The sequence below is a fragment of the Phenylobacterium sp. genome, from assembly GCF_016793225.1.
In the GTDB taxonomy this organism is placed as follows: Bacteria; Pseudomonadota; Alphaproteobacteria; order Caulobacterales; family Caulobacteraceae; genus Phenylobacterium.
This window is the reverse complement of sequence record NZ_JAEUMN010000143.1, coordinates 1-16,196: the sequence shown is the minus strand read 5'-3', so window position 1 is coordinate 16,196 and position 16,196 is coordinate 1. Positions and strand designations below refer to the sequence as shown.

Below are 16,196 nucleotides of genomic sequence, written 5' to 3'. Positions count from 1 at the left end.
CGCCCGCGGCCGTGTCAAGAACCGGCCGCGTCAGGAGCGCGGCGGTCCGGCGGGGCCGCCCAGGCGGGGCGGCGCATCGGTGAACGTCCGCGGCTCGGGCCGGGGCTGCGCGTCGCCGCGGGCGAGCCGCCGGAACGCGTCGCGCAGCTGTGGCGGCGTCTCCGCGCCCCAGACCAGCCCGACCGCGTGCAGCAGCCGCACGTTGCTCGCCGCCTCCAGCGCGACGCAGTCCCAGAGGGTCGCGTCTGCGGTCGTGACGTCGCGTACCACGCTGGCCGTGATCTCGGTCACCATCCCCGGATGCTCGGCGGTGCGCGCGACGACGAAGGCGATCTCGAGCGCTCGCGCCGGGTCGTTGGCGACGATGTCGATGAGCGCCAGGTGCAGCTGCTCGATCTCGATGCGCAGGCGCCGCGGGATCCGGTCGGTCTCGGCGTGCGAGCGCCCGTCGATCCACCAGGCTTCCATCCACGCCGCGGCGATGTCGGCGTCGCTCCGGCTCAGCCACTCCAGCCACGGTTGTTTACGTTTCATAAACCTGGAGGGTCAGGCCGAGACCCTAACGAGACCTTGAAAAACGACGTTAATTTCAGGTGTCGGCCGCGAAACGTAACGCCGGCGCGCGAACGCCGGTCGGTTGTCGCGGAGCGTCGCCTTCTCCGGTCAGTCGTCGGTGAGCTGCCGCCATCCGATCGCCCGCACGGCCTGCGGGCCCAGCGCTCCGGCCAGCGGGGGGCGGACGAACAGGCCGGCGAAGGCGGCGTCGCGGATGTTCAGCCCGCCCGCATACGCGCCGAACGCCGGCAGGATCACCCGCTCGCCGTCGGTCACGAAGCAACGCCGGCGGATCACGCCGCGCGGGGCGCGCACCTTGGCCGCCGGATGCAGGTGGCCCGCCACTTCGCCCGGCTGGGCGCCCGCCTGGGGCTCGTGCCGGAAGCGCAGGCCGCAGAGGTCGAGTTCGTCGGCCGCCTCGCCGGGGAGCGCCTTCGGGCCGTCGGCGTCGTGATTGCCGATCACCCACACCAGCGTGCGGCCGACGGCGAGGGTCCGCAGGCGGGCGGCGTCGTCCTCGGCCAGCCGCGCCTCGGCCCGGCGGTCGTGGAAGGTGTCGCCCAGGAGCACCACGACCTGCGGCGACAGCGCCGCCGTCTCCGCCTCCAGGCGCCGCAGGGTCTCGCGGGTGTCGTAGGGCGGCAGCATCTGGCCGCGGGCCGCGTAGCTGGAGCCCTTCTCCAGGTGCAGGTCGGCCACCACCAGCGCGCGCTCGGCCTCCACCCACAGCGCCCCGGACGGCCGCATCGTCACCTCGGCGCTCCGCACCCGCGTCCGCAGCCCGCCGCAGGGGCTGCCGGCGAAGGCGTAGGAGAAGGTCACGCTGACGTCGTTCACTGGGTGGCCTCGGCGATCAGTTCGGCTTCCGCCTCGGCCAGGATCATCTCGCCGGCCCCGCCGGGCGAACGCTCCTTGCCGATCTCGAGCAGGATCGGCACGGAGAAGGGCGAAAGGTGGTCCAGGGGCGCGTGGCGAATCCGGCCCTTGATGCGCGCCAGCATGTCCGAGAGACGCGCCACGTCGATGAGGCCGCTCGCCGCATCGGCGCGGGCGCAGCGCAGCAGCAGATGGTCGGGCTCGTGCCGGCGCAGCACGTCGTAGATCAGGTCGGTCGAGAAGGTGATCTGCCGCCCCGTCTTCTGCTGCTCGCCCGTGAAGCGCTTCTCGACCAGACCCGCGATGATCGCGCAGCTCTTGAAGGCGCGCTTCATCATGAAGCTCTCCGCGAGCCACGACTCGAGGTCGTCGCCCAGCATGTCCTGGGCGAACAGCTCGTCGAAGTCGAGACCGGACATCGGGTTCAGGGCCCAGACCGCCAGCGCATAGTCGTTGCAGACGAAGCCCAGGGGCCCCACGCCCAACCGTTCCAGCCGGCGCGTGAGCAGCATCGCCAGGGTGGTGTGCGCCAGGCGGCCCTCGAAGGGGTAGCAGACGAGGAACTGGCGCTTGCGGTGCGGGAAGGTCTCCAGCAGCAGCTCGTCCTCGCCCACGATCAGCGACTTGTCCTTCTGCACCTCGAGCCACTCGCGCACGTCCGCCGGGAGCACCGTCCAGTGCGCCTCAACGAACATCAGCTGGCGCACGCGCTTGGCGAGATAGGTGGAGAGCGCGAACTTCGAGCCGCCCCACGAGGGCATCTTGGCGTCGCGATCCGGCGCGGGGCGGACGAGAACGTCCAGGTTGGTGACGCCGACGAGCGCCCAGACCTGGCCTGCGAACACGAAGGTGTCGCCGGGGTCCAGCATCTCGAGCATGCCTTCCTCGACCTCGCCCACCTTGCGGCCGCCCTTGCCGCCGCGGGTGGCGATGCGCACCGAGAGCATCGCGGGGCTCACGATCGCCCCCACGTTCAGCCTGTGCCGCTGCGCCACGTTCAGGTCCCTCACCTTCCAGCGCCCGTCGGGTAACCGCACGATGCGTCGGAAACGGTCGTAGGTCTTGAGCGCGTAGCCGCCGGTGGAGACGAAATCGACGACCTGCTCGAAGTCCTCCCACGGCAGGTCGCGGTAGGGGCCGGCGGAGCGGACCTCGTCGTACAGCTCCAGCATGTCGAACGGCTCGGAGACCGCGCAGCCCATCACGTGCTGGGCCAGCACGTCCAGGGCGCCCACGCGCGGCGGATCGCCGTCCAGCCGGTTTTCGGCGATGGCCTCCCGGGCCGCCTGGCACTCCAGCATCTCGAACCGGTTGGCGGGCACGAAGAGCGCGTGGCTGGGCTCGTCCAGCCGGTGGTTCGCTCGGCCGATCCGCTGGACCATGCGCGAGGCGCCCTTGGGGCTGGCGAGCTGGATGACGAGGTCCACGTCGCCCCAGTCGATCCCGAGGTCGAGGGTCGAAGTGCAGACCACCGCCCGCAGTTCGCCGCGGGCCATCGCGGCCTCGACCTTGCGCCGCTGCTCGGCCGCCAGGCTGCCGTGGTGCAGGGCGATCGGCAGCGCGTCCTCGTTCAGCTTCCACAGCTCCTGGAAGGCGAACTCGGCCTGGAAGCGCGTGTTGACGAACACCAGGGCGGTGCGGGCGCGGCGGATCTGCTCGTAGACCTCGGCCATGGCGTGCTGGGCGGTATGGCCGCTCCACGGCACGCGGCCCTCGCTGAGCAGGACGTCCACGACCGGCTCGGCCCCCGGCGGCCCGCGGACGAGCGTTATGGCCTCGGCGCCGGCGCCCGGCGCCGCACGATGCGAAGCCATCCAGGCCTTGATCACCTCGGGGTCGTCGATGGTGGCCGAGAGGCCCACGCGGCGCATGTTCGGGGCGAGCGCCTGCAGCCGGGCGAGGTCCAGGGCCAGGAGGTCCCCGCGCTTCGACGAATGGAGCGTATGGATCTCGTCGAGGATCACGCAGCGCAGGTCCTCGAAGTAGAGCCGCGCGCCTTCCCAGGCGCACAGCAGCGCCAGCTGCTCGGGCGTGGTGAGCAGGATGTCCGGCGGCTTCACGCGCTGGCGCTGCCGACGGGAGAGGCCGGTGTCCCCGGTCCGGCTCTCGGCCGTCACCGGCAGGCCCATCTCCAGGATCGGCGCGCCGAGGTTCCGCTCGACGTCCACCGCGAGCGCCTTGAGGGGCGAGATGTAGAGCGTGTGCAGGCCGCGCGGCGCGTTCGCCGGGGGCCGCTCGGCGAGTTCGATCAGGCTGGGCAGGAAGCCCGCCAGCGTCTTGCCCCCGCCCGTAGGCGCGATCAGCAGGGCGTCGCGCCCGCCGCGGCCCTGGGCCACCATCTCGAGCTGGTGCGCGCGCGGGCTCCAGCCGCGGCGGGCGAACCAGTCGGCGAAGCGCGGCGGCAGGAGGTCGGCGGTGGGACCGGAGGCGTCGGCCATCGCGCCGCTATAGCACGTTCCCGTTCCGTTTCATCCGCCCGCGCATCTCCGGTTTCGCCGGGACGCCGGGCGGGGTAAGGCTGCTCGGATGCGTGTCGCCGTCATTACCCCCTACTTCAAGGAATCCGTGGAACAGCTGCGGGGCTGCCACGAGAGCGTGGCGGCGCAGACCCACCCGGACGTGACCCACATCATGGTCGCCGACGGCCACCCGAACTCCGAGATCGACGCCTGGCCGGTCCGCCACTTCCCGCTGCCCTGGAACCACGGGGACTTCGGCGACACCCCGCGCGCCGTGGCCGCCATGAGCGCCTGCAGCCAGGGCTACGACGCCATCACCTTCCTCGACGCGGACAACTGGTACGAGCCCGACCACATCGAGACCCTGATCCGCCGCCAGCAGGAGACGGGGGCGCACATCGTCACGGCCACCCGCAACCTGATCCGCCCGGACGGCAGCGTCATGGCGGTGTGCAAGCAGTCGAACGGGGCCGATTTCTGCGACATGAACTGCTTCTTCATCACGCGCGCCGCCTTCGCGGCCATCGGCGCGTGGGCGTTCAAGGACCCGCGGGCCTCGATCGTGGACGACTATGTGCTCTGGGCGATCATCAAGAACTCGAACGCCGTGCTGGCGCATGTGTCGAAGCCGACGGTCAACTACCGGACCATGTGGGCGATGACCTATATCGAGCACGGCGAGACGCCGCCGCCGGGTTCGCGCTGCATGCTGCGTTCGCCCGACGAGCCTTACCCCAAGCTGTTCGATTACTGGGAAGCCAAGCGCCTGCACGAGGCCGGCCAACCCATCACCTGACGCCGTCGCGCCCGAGCCGAATGGTCCACATGAGACTTGGACTGGCCCTTTTCGCGGTGCTCGCCACCGCCGCCTGCTCGAAGCCCAGCGAGGGCGCCGCGCCGCCGGCGCCCGCGGCCGTCGAACGGTTTCCGGACGGCTTCCCGAAGCCGGACCGGCCCGTGGCGGGCATCGTCGCCCCGGCCTGGTCGTCCGGCCCCGACCGCGACGCCGCCGACGAGTCGGGCCAGCTGATCCGGGCGCTGGGCATCAAGCGCGGCATGACGGTGGCCGATATCGGGGCCGGGTCCGGATACCACACCCTTCGCCTGTCGCCGGCGGTCGGCCCCGAGGGGATCGTCTATGCCGAGGACATCGTGGAGTCCTACATCTCGGGCCTGCGCCGCGAGGCCGAGCGCCGGGGCCTGAAGAACGTCAGGATCATCGTGGGGAAGGGCGACGACCCCAGCCTTCCGCCGCGCTCGATCGACCGAGCCGTCCTCGTCCACATGTACCACGAGATCGAGAGCCCCTACGCCCTGCTGTGGAACCTGGCCGCGCAGATGAAGCCCGGCGGCCGGGTGGGCGTGATCGACCTCGACCGGCCCACACAGAGCCACGGCACGCCCCCGCGCCTGCTGCGCTGCGAGTTCGAGGCGGTGGGCTACCGGCAGCTGGGCCGCCGCGTGATGGACGGCGGCGTCGGCTACATCGCCATCTTCGAGGCCCCCGACGAACGGCCCAAGCCCGCCGACATCATGCCCTGCCGCGCCCCGCGCTGACGGGCGCGCCGCCCGCCCCGCGCCAGGGGAGAGCCAGGGGGCCAGCGGCGGGAATGTGTCGCCGGGACTTGCGCTTCGGCCTAAGCTGGGTTGCTCTTTCCGCCCGCCCAACCGCGAGTCCCGCGCCCCGTGCTCGACAGCCCTGCCGTCCTGCCTCCGCCGAACGAGCCGGTGAGCGCCACGCTCCACTACGGGGGCGTCGACCAGCCGCCGCAAGCCCTGCGCGACCTGCTGCTCGAACGCGTGCGGGCCGCGCCGGCGGGCAGCGAGATCACCTGGGCGACCTACTACTTCCGCGATCCGGAACTGGCCGACGCCCTCATCGCGGCCAAGGCGCGCGGCGTCCGCGTCCGGCTGGTGCTCGAGGGCAACCCTCGCCGCGCGTCGGTCAACCGGCCTGCGATCGAGCATCTGAAGGCGGGTCTGGGGGACGGCCTGCGCCTGCACCGGTCGTGGCTTCCCGGGCAGCACCTGCACGCCAAGATCTACACCTTCTCGGGGGGTCCCGAGCCGGCCGCCTTCATCGGCTCCTACAATCCGTCCGGGGGCCTCGACGATCCCAAGCTCCTGAAGGACATCGGCGACCAGGACCGGGGCGAGAACCTGCTGGTGGACTTCCGCGACCCGGAGGCCGTCGACGCCCTGCGCGCCCAGGCGCGGCGGATCTGGGAAGGCCGCGCCTTCTTCCGCTTCGGCAAGCGCGCGAACAAGGCCAAGCGGATCGGCGACGACATCGCCTTCTACTTCTACCCGCGCCTGCGTCCCGACGTGGTGGAGCGGCGGATCGCCCGCCTGGGTCCGGGCGACGAGGTCCGCGCGGCGGTCTCGCACATGGACAAGGGGCCGGTCGCCGCCCGCCTGATGGCGGCCGCCCAGCGTGGCGCCCGGGTGGAGCTCGTCGTCCACGACACCCGCCGCCGCGTGCCGCGCGACGTGGTGGCCGAGCTGCGCCGCTCGGGCGTGGAGGTGATGCGCTTCTGCGATCCCGAAGGGCTGCCGATGCACGCCAAGTTCGTGATCGTCGACCACGAGGACCGCCGCACCGCCTGGTTCGGGAGCCTGAACTACAACTTCGGCTCGCGGATGATGAACCAGGAGATCCTCGCGCGGAGCGCCGAGCCGCAGCTGGTCTCGGCGTTCGACGCCCGTTTCCAGCGCCTGGCCGACGAGGCCGCCGGCCGCACCTGCGCCGCCGACCCCGGCCGCGTCGCCTCCACCGCCGGCAGCAGCGTCGCGACCCAGCCCTGACCGGCGCCGCCGCTTGACGCTGCGTGACGGCTTACGCCGGCCCGCATCCGGCGTAGGCTGGGCAAAACGCGTTTCGAGGACAGCGTCATGAAGGATTTCGCCGGCAAGTTCGCGGTGGTCACGGGCGGCGGCACGGGGATGGGCCGCGAGCTGGCCCGCCAGCTGATCGCCGAAGGCTGCAGCGTCGCCATGTGCGACGTCTCGGACGCCAACATGGCCGAGACGATCCGCCTCTGCCAGGCGGACGGGATCCCGCAGGGCGCCAGAATCACGGCGCACCACGCCGACGTGGCCAGCGAGGAGGACCTGCGCCGCTTCCGCGACGAGGCCGCGGCGGCGCACGAGGCCGAACGGCTGCACCTGCTCTTCAACAACGCCGGCATCGGCGGCGGCGGCTCGATGGTGAAGCCCGAGGAGCGGGAGGCCTGGGAGCGGACGTTCAATGTCTGCTGGTACGGCGTCTACTACGGCTGCCGCACCTTCATGCCGATGCTGCTGGCGGCGGACGAAGCCCACATCGTCAACACCGCCTCGGTGAACGGTTTCTGGGCCAGCCTCGGCCCCGGCGTCTCGCACTCGGCCTATGCCGCGGCGAAGTTCGCCGTGAAGGGCTTCACCGAGGCGCTGATCACCGACCTCCGGGTCAACGCCCCGCACATCAAGTGCTCGGTGGTGATGCCCGGCCACATCGGCACCGACATCGCCGGCAACTCGCGCAAGGTGTTCCGCGGCGACTGGAGCGACGAGCTGACCCCGGCCGAGCTCGCTTCGGCGCGCGAGCGGATGGCGCGGATGGGCATGGACCCCTCGCAGGTGCCGGACGCCGCGATCCAGGCGATGATGGCCGAGCAGGCGCGCCGCTTCCGCGAGGATGCGCCGACGACGGCGGCCCAGGCGGCCACCATCATCCTCGATGGCGTGAAGGCCGAGCGCTGGCGCATCCTGGTGGGCGAGGACGCGATCATCATGGACCGGATGGTGCGCGAGACGCCCGAGGAAGCCTACGAGGTCAGCTTCTACGAGCGCATGGCCAAGGCCGTGGGCTGGCAGCTGGGCGGCCTGGGCCGCGCGGCCCCGCAGACGCAGGACGCCTGAGAACCGCCACATCGGCAGGAGAGCCTGACGCCATGTGCCGCAACATCAAGACCCTCTTCAACTTCGACCCGCCCGCCACCGACGAGGAGGTCCGGGCCGCCGCCCTGCAGTTCGTGCGCAAGCTCTCGGGCTTCAACACGCCATCGAAGGCCAACAAGGCGGCGTTCGACCGGGCCGTGGCCGAGGTGACCCACATCGCCCAGCACCTGTTGGCCGACCTGGAAACCCAGGCGCCGCCCCGCGACCGCGAAACCGAGGCCGCCAAGGCGCGGGCGCGCAACGCGGCGCGGTTCGCCAAGGCGTAGGTCTGCAGGCGCGCGCCCGCTCACAGCCCAAGGGATCCTCCGCGCAAGCCGGGGATGACGGCGGAGCGTGTCGTTGGGACAGGGCCTCATGCCCTCGCGTCAGTCTTGCGGTCCGGGCCGGGCCACGCATGATGCGGCGCGCGCAAGGAGGCCCTGATGCCCGAATTCGATCTGGTGATCCGCGGCGGGACCGTCTTCGACGGGACGGGCGGACCGGGCGTCGTCGCCGACGTGGCGATCGCGGGCGATCGCGTCGTGCAGGTGGGCCGCGTCGCGGGCCGTGGCCGCGAGGAGATCGACGCCGCCGGGATGCTGGTCACCCCGGGCTGGGTCGACATCCACACGCACTACGACGGCCAGGTCACCTGGGATTCCCGGATGACGCCGTCCTCGACGCTGGGCGCCACGACCGTGGTGGTCGGCAACTGCGGCGTCGGCTTCGCGCCCGTCCGTAAGGGTGACGAGGACACCCTGATCCGCCTGATGGAGGGGGTGGAGGACATCCCCGGCGCGGCCCTGCACGAGGGCCTGTCGTGGCGCTGGGAAAGCTTCGCCGAGTACATGGACGCCGTGGAGGCCTTGCCGCACGACATCGACGTGGCGGTCCAGGTGCCGCACGGGGCGCTGCGCGTGTACGTCATGGGCGAGCGCGGCGCGAACCGCGAGCCGGCGACCCCGGACGAGAACCAGCGGATGCGCGAGCTGACCGCCGAGGCGATCCGCGCCGGCGCGCTGGGCTTCTCCACGACGCGCACCATGGTCCACCGCACGGCCGACGGCGACCTGACCCCCACCATCGGCGCGGCGCGGGCCGAGATGGAGGCGATCGCCCAGGGCCTCGCCGACGCCGGTTCGGGCGTGCTGCAGTGGGTGAGCGACTTCGCCGACATCGACCAGGAGTTCCAGCTCATCCGCGACCTCACGAAGATCGCCGGGCAGCCGCTGAGCTTCTCGCTGGTCCAGGCCGACGTGGTCCCCGACCGCTGGCGCGAGCTGATGGCCCGCATGGACGACGCCGTCGAGGCGGGCTACCCGATCAAGGCCCAGGTGGCGGGCCGGCCGGTGGGCCTGATGCTGGGCCTGCAGGGCTCGGCGCACCCCTTCATCAGCCGCCCCTCCTACGCCGAGATCGCCGACCTGCCGCTGGCGGAGAAGGTGGCCCGGATGAAGGACCCCGCGTTCCGCGCGCGGCTGATCGCCGAGGCCCCGGCCAAGGGGCACCCCTTCATCAACTCGCTCGCGGGCGCCCACCACAAGATGTACGCCATCGAGGGGGACCATCTCGACTACGAGCCGCATCCGTCCACCAGCCTGGGCGCCAGGGCGAAGGCGCTCGGGATCAACCCGGACGAGCTGGTCTACGACGCGCTGATCGCCGACGAGGGCCGGGCGTTCCTGTTCTTCCCGATGCACAACTACGTCGAGGGCAGCCTGGACAACGTGCACGCGATGCTGACCAACCCGAACTGCCTGTCGGGCCTGTCGGACGGCGGGGCGCACGTGGGCGCGATCTGCGACGTCAGCCTGCCCACCTTCATGCTCACCCACTGGTGCCGCGACCGGACCCGCGGGCCGAAGCTGGACCTCGCCCGCACCATCCGCGGCCAGACGCTGGACACGGCCGAAGCCGTGGGGCTGAACGACCGCGGGGTGATCGCGCCGGGCTACCTGGCCGACCTGAACGTGATCGACTTCGACCGCCTGCGGCTGAAGGTCCCCTACATGGTCTACGACCTGCCCACCGGCGCGCGCCGGCTGATGCAGGACGCCGAGGGCTATCGGGCCACCATCAAGTCCGGCCAGGTCATCTACCGCGACGGCGCCCCCCAGGGCCCGCTCCCCGGCCGCCTGATCCGGGGCCGCCAGCCGGCGCCGCTGCGCCAGGCGGCGGAGTAGGGAAGGCTACGGGGCGCCGCCCGTCTTCGCGCCGCCCGTCTTCGGTTCGCCGGGACCCGCCGCCGCGGCCTTGCGGGCTTCCTCTTCCTGGTAGCGGGCGCCGGCGAGGATGCCGGGGAGGGCGTAGTTGCCCTCGTGGCAGGCGTATTCGAAGACCCGGCCGTTCAGGGTGTAGAACTCGTACTCGCCGCCCCACGGCTTGTCCCACACGCCCGGGTCCTCGGCCTGGAACTGGTAGCGCAGCCGGCGCGGCCCGACGCGGGTGAACCGCTCGGTGACCTTCAGGTTCTCCCAGGCGCCGTTGTAGGCCTGGTTGGGCAGGAAGTTGGTGGTCTGCACCACCAGGGTGTCGCCCTCCCACCAGCCGATCGAGTCGCCCAGATAGGTGCGGATCCCGTCGGTCCGGTGCTTGCCGCCGATCCGGATGATCCGGGTGTCGTGGATCATCTCGACGTTGATCACCAGCGTGTCCGCCGTCTGCAGGAACTGGTAGTTGTTGTTGTAGAAGCCGTTGGGCAGCATCGGGGGACCGGCGTTGCGCCCGAACCCCATGATGCAGCGCTCTCCCAGCGAGCGGGTCTCGTAGCTGTCGAAGGCGCCCATGCCGGGCCGACGCGGCATCGGCGCCGCGCCCCCCTTGCGCTTGGGAACCTGGCCGTCGGGCGTGGTCAAGAGGCTGGTGCGCGGCTCTCCGCCGACGCGCATCACCGAGCTGCCGGGATCCAGCCAGCCGCGGTTGTAGCCGCCCGTGTCGCCGCCGGCCGCGGCGTATTCCGGCTTCACGTTCGTGACCTTGGCCCGGTGCTCGGCGTCGGCGTTGGGGTCGGTCGAGGCGTTGCCCTCCTCGACCTCGAGCTCGGCGGCGGCCTCCATGGCCTTCACCTCCTCCGGCGTCAGGACGGCCCGGGTCCCGAACTTCGCCGGGCGGACGACCGGGGTGAGGGTGGCGTTGCTCCAGTTCCCCGACAGGTCGGGCTGGCCGAAGGCGTTGCGGGGCGCCTTCCAGACGGCAGCCTTCGCGGCCGGGGCGTCAGCGGCGTATGCCGCGGTGGAGAGCGCCAGCGGGGCGGCGCAGGTGATCAGGGCAAGGGCGAGCCGGGCGGCGCGGTGCATGGGTTCCTCCTTCGCGGAGCGTCCCACGTCTGGCCGGCGGGATCGACCGCAAGGGGCCCATGGTCTCGCACACGTGGCGGCCTGTCGAGAGGAGGCGCGCGCCCGATCGCAGGCCGAGGGGCGCCCCAAAACAGCACCCTACAATCGGGTATGGAGCCCTTGCCCCCCGTCGCCGCAACATCACAGGCGGTGACGCCGCCGAAGAGGCCGGCTTCACCCAAATCCTGCGCGCGCCGTCATCGAACGGACGCCGCACCTGTGATGTGGGGTTGCTTCGATGAAGATGGGACGTCTGACATTCTGCAAGGCCATGGCCGTGGGGACCGCGGCCGCCCTGGCGACGGCGGGCGCGGCCCAGGCCGTGACGGTGGTGGGGGCCAAGAGCATCACCGTGAAGAACGCCCTGCCGGACTACCTGCAGGTGGCCGAGCTGCTCGCGTTCGACTTCGGCGGCCAGAACGTGGCCCTCGCCTCGAACGGCGGGGTCGCCACCGCGCTCAGCCGCTATCCGATCGGCGAGGCGCCCGAGGGCGGGCCGGGCGAGGCGAACGACGGCGTCTATCCGGCGGATTTCGACTACAGCGCCACGCCGGTCGTGCCCGGGGTCTACCATTCGGCGGGGGCCGGCCCGAGCGAGTTCCTGACGATCACCTTCTCGGCGGCGACGACGCTGGCGAGCGTGGCGATCTACGGGCGTGGCGACTGCTGCGAGACCCGCGACCTGTACGACGTCACGATCCATGGCGCCGCCGGGGAGGTGCTGTTCACGGGCCGCCTCGACGCCAGGACCACGGGATACGACAGCGTGAGCTTCGACCGCCCCGTGGCGGGCGTTCCCGAGCCCGCGGCCTGGACGATGATGATCCTGGGTTTCGGCGGCGCGGGCGTGCTTCTGCGACGTCGGCCCGGCGCGGGCAGGCTGCTCCCGGCCTGACCCGCGGCGCTGCACGCGGGCGCCGCCGGGGGGTGGACGTCCGCGTGCGGCGCCACGATGCGAAGTTCGCGTGACACGACGCGCCTTTTCGGGTGGCCTTGCTGAGGCAATCCAACGAGGTCGCGATGAAGAAGGGATACAAGCAGCTCCTGGCCGAGGCGGACGCCGAGGTTCTGGCGCTGGACGTCAGCGCGGCGCGCGACCTGCACGGCCGCGAGGACGTGGTGTTCGTCGACCTGCGCGACCCCCGCGAGCGCGAGCGGGAAGGCGTCATCCCGGGCGCGTTCTCCTGCCCAAGGGGCATGCTGGAGTTCTGGGTCGATCCGGAGAGCCCCTACGCGAAGCCTGTCTTCGCCGAGCCCAAGCGTTTCCTGTTCTTCTGCGCCGGCGGCTGGCGCTCGGCCCTGGCCGCCAAGACCGTGCAGGACATGGGCCTCGAGAACGTCTGCCACCTGGCCGGCGGCTTCACCGCCTGGCGGAAGGACGGGGCCCCGGTCGAGGCGCTGGCCCCCAAGGCGTCGGGCCCGGCGCAGGGCTGACCCCTCGGGCCGCCTCAGCCGCCTGTCAGGCGAAGAGCTGCGGCGCGCCCGCCAGGACGCCTACGAAGATGAGGTTCCAGCACAGGATCCGCGCCACGATCCGGCGGGTGTTGGGCGAGGGCCTGTGGTCGCGCGTGGCCAGCACCCGGAACTCGCCCTCGATGGCGTCGGCGGCGGGGTCGGTCACGGTTCGGGTCCTTCTGGCGGCAGGGTGTGGTCGAGCTATGCTGCCGCCCGACGCCGTCCGCCAGTGAACCTTTGGACAGGATCGAAGCGCCTAGTTCCGCCTGGGGATCACCACGGGCATCGTCTCGTAGCCCTTCACGAAGGTCGAGAAGCTGCGCTTCGGCTCGGCCACCAGTTCGACGGTGGGGAAGCGCTTGAGGATCTCTTCCCAGATGATGGTGAGCTGCAGCTCGGCGAGGCGATTGCCCACGCAGCGGTGGATGCCGAAGCCGAACGAGATGTGCTGGCGGGGCCGTTCGCGGTCGATGATGTAGGCGTTCGGGTTCTCGATCACCTCGTCGTCGCGATTGCCGCTGACGTACCACATGACGACCTTGTCGCCGGCCTTGATGCGCTTGCCCTGGAAGTCCACGTCCTCGACGGCGGTGCGGCGCATGTGGGCCAGCGGGGTCTGCCAGCGGATGGTCTCGGACACCATCGAGGGGATCAGGTCGGGGTTGGCCCGCAGCTTGGCGTACTGGTCGGGGTTCTTGTTCAGCGCGTAGATCGAGCCCGAGATGGTGTTGCGGGTGGTGTCGTTGCCGCCCACCGTCAGCAGGACCACGTTCCCGAAGTACTCGCGCGGCTCCATGTTCCGGGTCGCCGGGTGGTGGGCCAGCATCGAGATCAGGTCGCCGTGCGGCGGGGCGTTCACCTTCTCGTTCCACAGCCCCGTGAAGTAGGCGTGGTACTCGGAGAAGATCGCCATCTTCTGCTCGAGGGACTCGACCAGGCCGCCCGGCCGCGGCGCGGCGGTCACCACGTCGGACCAGTAGGTGATCTTGCGGCGATCGGCCTGCGGCGCGTCGAACAGCGTCGCCAGCGTCATCGCCGTCAGTTCCTTGGAGACGAGGTCGACCCAGTCGAACTCCTCGCCGATCGGCAGGCCGTCGAGGATCTGACCCGCGCGCTCGCGGATCTGCGGCGCCATGGCGGCCAGCGCCGGCGGCGCCACCGCGGGGCTCACGGCCTTGCGCTGGATGTCGTGCTTGGGCGGATCCATGGCGATGAACATCGGCAGCGGGTCCATGTTCTGCTGGCCGCCGGCGATGGTGATGCCGCCCTTCATGAAGTCGGACGAGAAGCGATGGTGATCGGTGTCGATCGCCATGATGTCGTTGTACTTGGTGATCGACCAGTAGGGCCCGAACTCGTGCTCCTCGCAGTAGTGCACGGGGTCCTCGGCGCGCAGGCGCTCGAAGTAGGGCCAGTGGGCGTCGGCCTCGAACAGCTCGGGCTGGGCCGGGTTCAGCTTCGCGAGGGGCAGCGCGTAGGCTTCTTCCCGCGCGGCCGCGATGTTCGTCAGGTTGCCGTCCGCCATTGCTGCTCCTCCGTCGAAGGGCCGACAGTGAACAGCGCCAAACAGCGTTTGAACAGTGTCAAGTTGACGGCGCCGTCACCGAAAGCGCAGTTCAGTCCGCGGCGTCGGCCGTATGGAAGCGGTGGTCGCGGTCGGTCACCTGCAGGGCGTACATCAGACCGATCCAGCCGCCCTTGATCCGCGGCAGCGTCAGCAGGGTGACGACGGCCAGCGACCCCAGGATGATCGGCAGCGACACCAGGGGCGAGGTTTCCCACACGATGGGGAAGAACAGCAGCGGGGCCACGATCAGGTGCCCGATGAGCAGGATGGTCAGATACGCGGGCCCATCATCCGCGGGATATCGGGCGGTCTCATGCCCGCAGGCGGCGCAGCGCGGCTCGACCTTCAGGTAGCGGCCGAAGAGATTGCCCTTCCCGCACGCCGGGCACCGGTGGCGCAAGCCTCGGCCGATGGAGCGGAACAGGGGATGCGCGATCTCGGTCATGGGCGGGATATGCGCCCTCCGGCGCGCCGGGGAAAGGTCCGTCCGACGATTCGACGCAAGAATTCACGCCGGGGCGAATTCTTTCAGGGATGGCTGCGATGACGCGCGTTCGGGACGATGGCGCCGGTCGCGTCGGCGTCGTTGGCGACGTCGCCCTCTTCGGTGTTCTCGCCGTCTTCGCGCAGGATGTGGGGATCCTCGCCGGCGATCGTCGTGCCGCGCGACGCGCCGATGCCCGGATCGGTCTCGAGGTCGTCCCGGGGCGGGCGGACCTGGCCGGGCGCAGGGTGCTTGGACGTGGACATGGGGCCTCCTTGCCGGGCCTCAACCCGGCGGAGGGCCGGCGGTTCCTACCGCTTGGCGTCTTCCGCGGCGCCGGTCACGGCGCGCCCCGCCGCCTGGGCGTCCTTGCCGAGGCCGGAGACGGTGTTGCAGGCGGAGACCAGCAGGGCGGCGGCCGCAGCGGTGAGCACGATGAGCTTGCGCATGGGGGTCCTCCTCGGGATGGCCTGGAGTCCCCTGCTGCGGGCCCATAGTCAAGCCTGCGGCTGCCGGGCCAGTAGGCCCGCGCGCAGGCCGGACAGGTGCGGAACGGCCCGTCCCTGTTCCGCGGCCGCGCGCGCCGGCGGACAACCCGGCGGGACCGGCGTAGGCTCCGGGAGTGAACCTGCTGCTGGGACAGCTCGCGCTGGCGATCCACGTGGCCGTGATCGCCTTCAACGTGATCGGGCTCGTGGCGATCCCCGCCGGCGCGGCGCTCGGCTGGCGCTTCGTGCGCATCCGGTGGCTGCGCGCGCTGCACCTCGGATCGCTGCTGGTGGTCGCCGCGCAGGCGGTGATGGGCCGCGCGTGCTTCCTCACCGACTGGCAGGATGCGCTCACCGGAGGCGGCGCCGGGGATCCCCTCATCATGAGGTGGGTCAACGGCGTGATCTTCTGGCCGCTGCCGCCGGCGGCGTTTGCGGCGGCGTATGTCGCGGTCCTCGTCTATGTCGCGGCCCTGTGGTGGCTCGTTCCGCCGCAAGGGCGCATACTTCCCGCAACGAGGTTCAACGGGGAGGACTGAGATGGCTCGCACGGACGCACTCATGGCGGCCATGGCGCTCACGATCTGCGCCGGCGCGGCCGGCGCCCAGACCTGGAAGGCGCCGCGCAACGCGCTCGGTCAGCCCGACCTTTCGGGCGTCTGGACGAACGCCTCGGTGACGCAGCTTGAGCGGCCGGCGCAGTTCAAGACCCTGGAGATCACGCCCGAACAGGCCAGGGCGCTCGAGACGAGCTTCGCGGGCTTCCGCGCCGCCGACGCGCGCCCGACGGATCCCGGACAGGGCGCGCCCAAGGCGGGGGAGGATCCCGGCGGCTACAACGCCTTCTGGATCGACCCGGGCACGAAGGTGGGCAACCTCGGCGGCTCGCTGCGCTCGTCGTGGATCGTGGAGCCCGCCGACGGCCGGCTGCCCTACAGCGCCGAGGGGCGGAAGCGGTTCGCCGAGGCGGTCACCGGGATCCGCACCAACTTCGACGGGCCCGAGGGACGCCAGGTGGCCGAGCGCTGCCTGATGGGCTTCGGCTCCACCGCGGGCCCA

19 protein-coding genes are annotated in these 16,196 nt (G+C 71.3%); 10 read left to right on the top strand and 9 right to left on the bottom strand.

The genetic code is table 11. The annotated features are described in order from the left end of the window. Positions 1-30: 30 nt before the first annotated feature. The 3 genes from JNK30_RS16370 to JNK30_RS16360 form a co-directional block, all read right to left on the bottom strand. A complete protein-coding gene (locus JNK30_RS16370; RefSeq protein WP_293483763.1) occupies positions 31-534 on the bottom strand; it encodes a hypothetical protein in 504 nt (167 codons plus the stop codon). Between the two features lie 129 nt (positions 535-663). Then, positions 664-1,392: a ligase-associated DNA damage response endonuclease PdeM gene (pdeM, locus tag JNK30_RS16365; RefSeq protein ID WP_293483761.1), complete on the bottom strand. Its 729-nt coding sequence runs from the start codon at positions 1,390-1,392 to the stop codon at positions 664-666. Beyond that, the gene (locus JNK30_RS16360) at positions 1,389-3,869 is read right to left on the bottom strand and encodes a ligase-associated DNA damage response DEXH box helicase (protein WP_293483759.1); all 2,481 of its coding nucleotides are present in this window, start codon (positions 3,867-3,869) and stop codon (positions 1,389-1,391) included. Before JNK30_RS16360 ends, pdeM begins: the two co-directional genes overlap by 4 nt. A gap of 88 nt (positions 3,870-3,957) precedes the next feature. Between JNK30_RS16360 and JNK30_RS16355 the strand changes: the two genes are divergently transcribed. The 6 genes from JNK30_RS16355 to JNK30_RS16330 all read left to right on the top strand — a co-directional run bounded on the left by JNK30_RS16355 (position 3,958) and on the right by JNK30_RS16330 (position 9,991). Beyond that, positions 3,958-4,686, top strand: a complete 729-nt coding sequence (locus JNK30_RS16355; protein ID WP_293483757.1) for a glycosyltransferase — start codon at positions 3,958-3,960, stop codon at positions 4,684-4,686. 29 nt (positions 4,687-4,715) lie between these two features. Further along, entirely contained in the window at positions 4,716-5,447 is a 732-nt protein-coding gene (locus JNK30_RS16350) for a methyltransferase domain-containing protein (RefSeq protein WP_293483756.1), read from the top strand. A 171-nt stretch (positions 5,448-5,618) separates the two neighbouring features. Next, positions 5,619-6,695: a phosphatidylserine/phosphatidylglycerophosphate/cardiolipin synthase family protein gene (locus JNK30_RS16345; RefSeq protein ID WP_293483754.1), complete on the top strand. Its 1,077-nt coding sequence runs from the start codon at positions 5,619-5,621 to the stop codon at positions 6,693-6,695. 87 nt (positions 6,696-6,782) lie between these two features. After that, entirely contained in the window at positions 6,783-7,790 is a 1,008-nt protein-coding gene (locus JNK30_RS16340) for an SDR family oxidoreductase (RefSeq protein WP_293483753.1), read from the top strand. Positions 7,791-7,822: 32 nt separating this feature from the next. Further along, the gene (locus JNK30_RS16335; RefSeq protein ID WP_293483751.1) at positions 7,823-8,095 is read left to right on the top strand and encodes a DUF2277 domain-containing protein; all 273 of its coding nucleotides are present in this window, start codon (positions 7,823-7,825) and stop codon (positions 8,093-8,095) included. A 156-nt stretch (positions 8,096-8,251) separates the two neighbouring features. Then, a complete protein-coding gene (locus JNK30_RS16330; RefSeq protein ID WP_293483750.1) occupies positions 8,252-9,991 on the top strand; it encodes an amidohydrolase family protein in 1,740 nt (579 codons plus the stop codon). Between the two features lie 6 nt (positions 9,992-9,997). Here JNK30_RS16330 and JNK30_RS16325 read toward each other — a convergent pair whose 3' ends face one another. After that, positions 9,998-11,104, bottom strand: coding sequence for a hypothetical protein (locus JNK30_RS16325; protein ID WP_293483748.1), 1,107 nt, complete (start codon positions 11,102-11,104; stop codon positions 9,998-10,000). 283 nt (positions 11,105-11,387) lie between these two features. On the opposite strand from JNK30_RS16325, the gene JNK30_RS16320 reads away from it, so the two are divergent. Both JNK30_RS16320 and JNK30_RS16315 read left to right on the top strand, forming a co-directional pair. Then, positions 11,388-12,038 (top strand): PEPxxWA-CTERM sorting domain-containing protein, encoded by a 651-nt coding sequence (locus JNK30_RS16320; protein WP_293483747.1) that lies wholly within the window; start codon positions 11,388-11,390, stop codon positions 12,036-12,038. Positions 12,039-12,163: 125 nt separating this feature from the next. Further along, a complete protein-coding gene (locus JNK30_RS16315) occupies positions 12,164-12,577 on the top strand; it encodes a rhodanese-like domain-containing protein (protein ID WP_293483745.1) in 414 nt (137 codons plus the stop codon). 25 nt (positions 12,578-12,602) lie between these two features. On the opposite strand, the gene JNK30_RS16310 is transcribed toward JNK30_RS16315, so the two are convergent. From JNK30_RS16310 to JNK30_RS16290, 5 genes are all read right to left on the bottom strand, one after another. Continuing rightward, positions 12,603-12,764 carry a hypothetical protein gene (locus JNK30_RS16310; RefSeq protein WP_293483744.1) on the bottom strand — a complete coding sequence of 54 codons (162 nt, stop codon included), beginning with the start codon at positions 12,762-12,764 and terminating at the stop codon, positions 12,603-12,605. Between the two features lie 90 nt (positions 12,765-12,854). Next, complete coding sequence (locus tag JNK30_RS16305) at positions 12,855-14,123, bottom strand: cytochrome P450 (RefSeq protein WP_293483743.1); 1,269 nt, start codon at positions 14,121-14,123, stop codon at positions 12,855-12,857. Between the two features lie 91 nt (positions 14,124-14,214). Then, positions 14,215-14,610 (bottom strand): DUF983 domain-containing protein, encoded by a 396-nt coding sequence (locus tag JNK30_RS16300; protein WP_293483741.1) that lies wholly within the window; start codon positions 14,608-14,610, stop codon positions 14,215-14,217. 83 nt (positions 14,611-14,693) lie between these two features. Next, on the bottom strand, positions 14,694-14,915 hold the full coding sequence (locus JNK30_RS16295) for a hypothetical protein (protein WP_293483740.1): 222 nt from the start codon (positions 14,913-14,915) through the stop codon (positions 14,694-14,696). A 45-nt stretch (positions 14,916-14,960) separates the two neighbouring features. Then, complete coding sequence (locus JNK30_RS16290) at positions 14,961-15,098, bottom strand: entericidin A/B family lipoprotein (protein WP_293483738.1); 138 nt, start codon at positions 15,096-15,098, stop codon at positions 14,961-14,963. Positions 15,099-15,271: 173 nt separating this feature from the next. On the opposite strand from JNK30_RS16290, the gene JNK30_RS16285 reads away from it, so the two are divergent. Together JNK30_RS16285 and JNK30_RS16280 are read left to right on the top strand one after the other, a co-directional pair. Further along, a complete protein-coding gene (locus tag JNK30_RS16285; protein ID WP_293483737.1) occupies positions 15,272-15,676 on the top strand; it encodes a DUF2784 domain-containing protein in 405 nt (134 codons plus the stop codon). 1 nt (position 15,677) lies between these two features. Then, the coding region (locus JNK30_RS16280; RefSeq protein WP_293483736.1) for a hypothetical protein at positions 15,678-16,196 on the top strand (519 nt) is incomplete at its 3' end.

Coding starts and splice junctions, on each gene's coding strand:
- JNK30_RS16315 (WP_293483745.1), top strand. CDS start 12,164: ATGAAGAAGGGATACAAGCAGCTCCTGGCCGAGGCGGACGCCGAGGTT.
- JNK30_RS16360 (WP_293483759.1), bottom strand. CDS start 3,869: ATGGCCGACGCCTCCGGTCCCACCGCCGACCTCCTGCCGCCGCGCTTC.
- JNK30_RS16350 (WP_293483756.1), top strand. CDS start 4,716: ATGAGACTTGGACTGGCCCTTTTCGCGGTGCTCGCCACCGCCGCCTGC.
- JNK30_RS16295 (WP_293483740.1), bottom strand. CDS start 14,915: ATGTCCACGTCCAAGCACCCTGCGCCCGGCCAGGTCCGCCCGCCCCGG.
- JNK30_RS16320 (WP_293483747.1), top strand. CDS start 11,388: ATGGGACGTCTGACATTCTGCAAGGCCATGGCCGTGGGGACCGCGGCC.
- JNK30_RS16340 (WP_293483753.1), top strand. CDS start 6,783: ATGAAGGATTTCGCCGGCAAGTTCGCGGTGGTCACGGGCGGCGGCACG.
- JNK30_RS16335 (WP_293483751.1), top strand. CDS start 7,823: ATGTGCCGCAACATCAAGACCCTCTTCAACTTCGACCCGCCCGCCACC.
- JNK30_RS16290 (WP_293483738.1), bottom strand. CDS start 15,098: ATGCGCAAGCTCATCGTGCTCACCGCTGCGGCCGCCGCCCTGCTGGTC.
- JNK30_RS16370 (WP_293483763.1), bottom strand. CDS start 534: ATGAAACGTAAACAACCGTGGCTGGAGTGGCTGAGCCGGAGCGACGCC.
- JNK30_RS16330 (WP_293483750.1), top strand. CDS start 8,252: ATGCCCGAATTCGATCTGGTGATCCGCGGCGGGACCGTCTTCGACGGG.
- JNK30_RS16325 (WP_293483748.1), bottom strand. CDS start 11,104: ATGCACCGCGCCGCCCGGCTCGCCCTTGCCCTGATCACCTGCGCCGCC.
- JNK30_RS16305 (WP_293483743.1), bottom strand. CDS start 14,123: ATGGCGGACGGCAACCTGACGAACATCGCGGCCGCGCGGGAAGAAGCC.
- JNK30_RS16300 (WP_293483741.1), bottom strand. CDS start 14,610: ATGACCGAGATCGCGCATCCCCTGTTCCGCTCCATCGGCCGAGGCTTG.
- JNK30_RS16355 (WP_293483757.1), top strand. CDS start 3,958: ATGCGTGTCGCCGTCATTACCCCCTACTTCAAGGAATCCGTGGAACAG.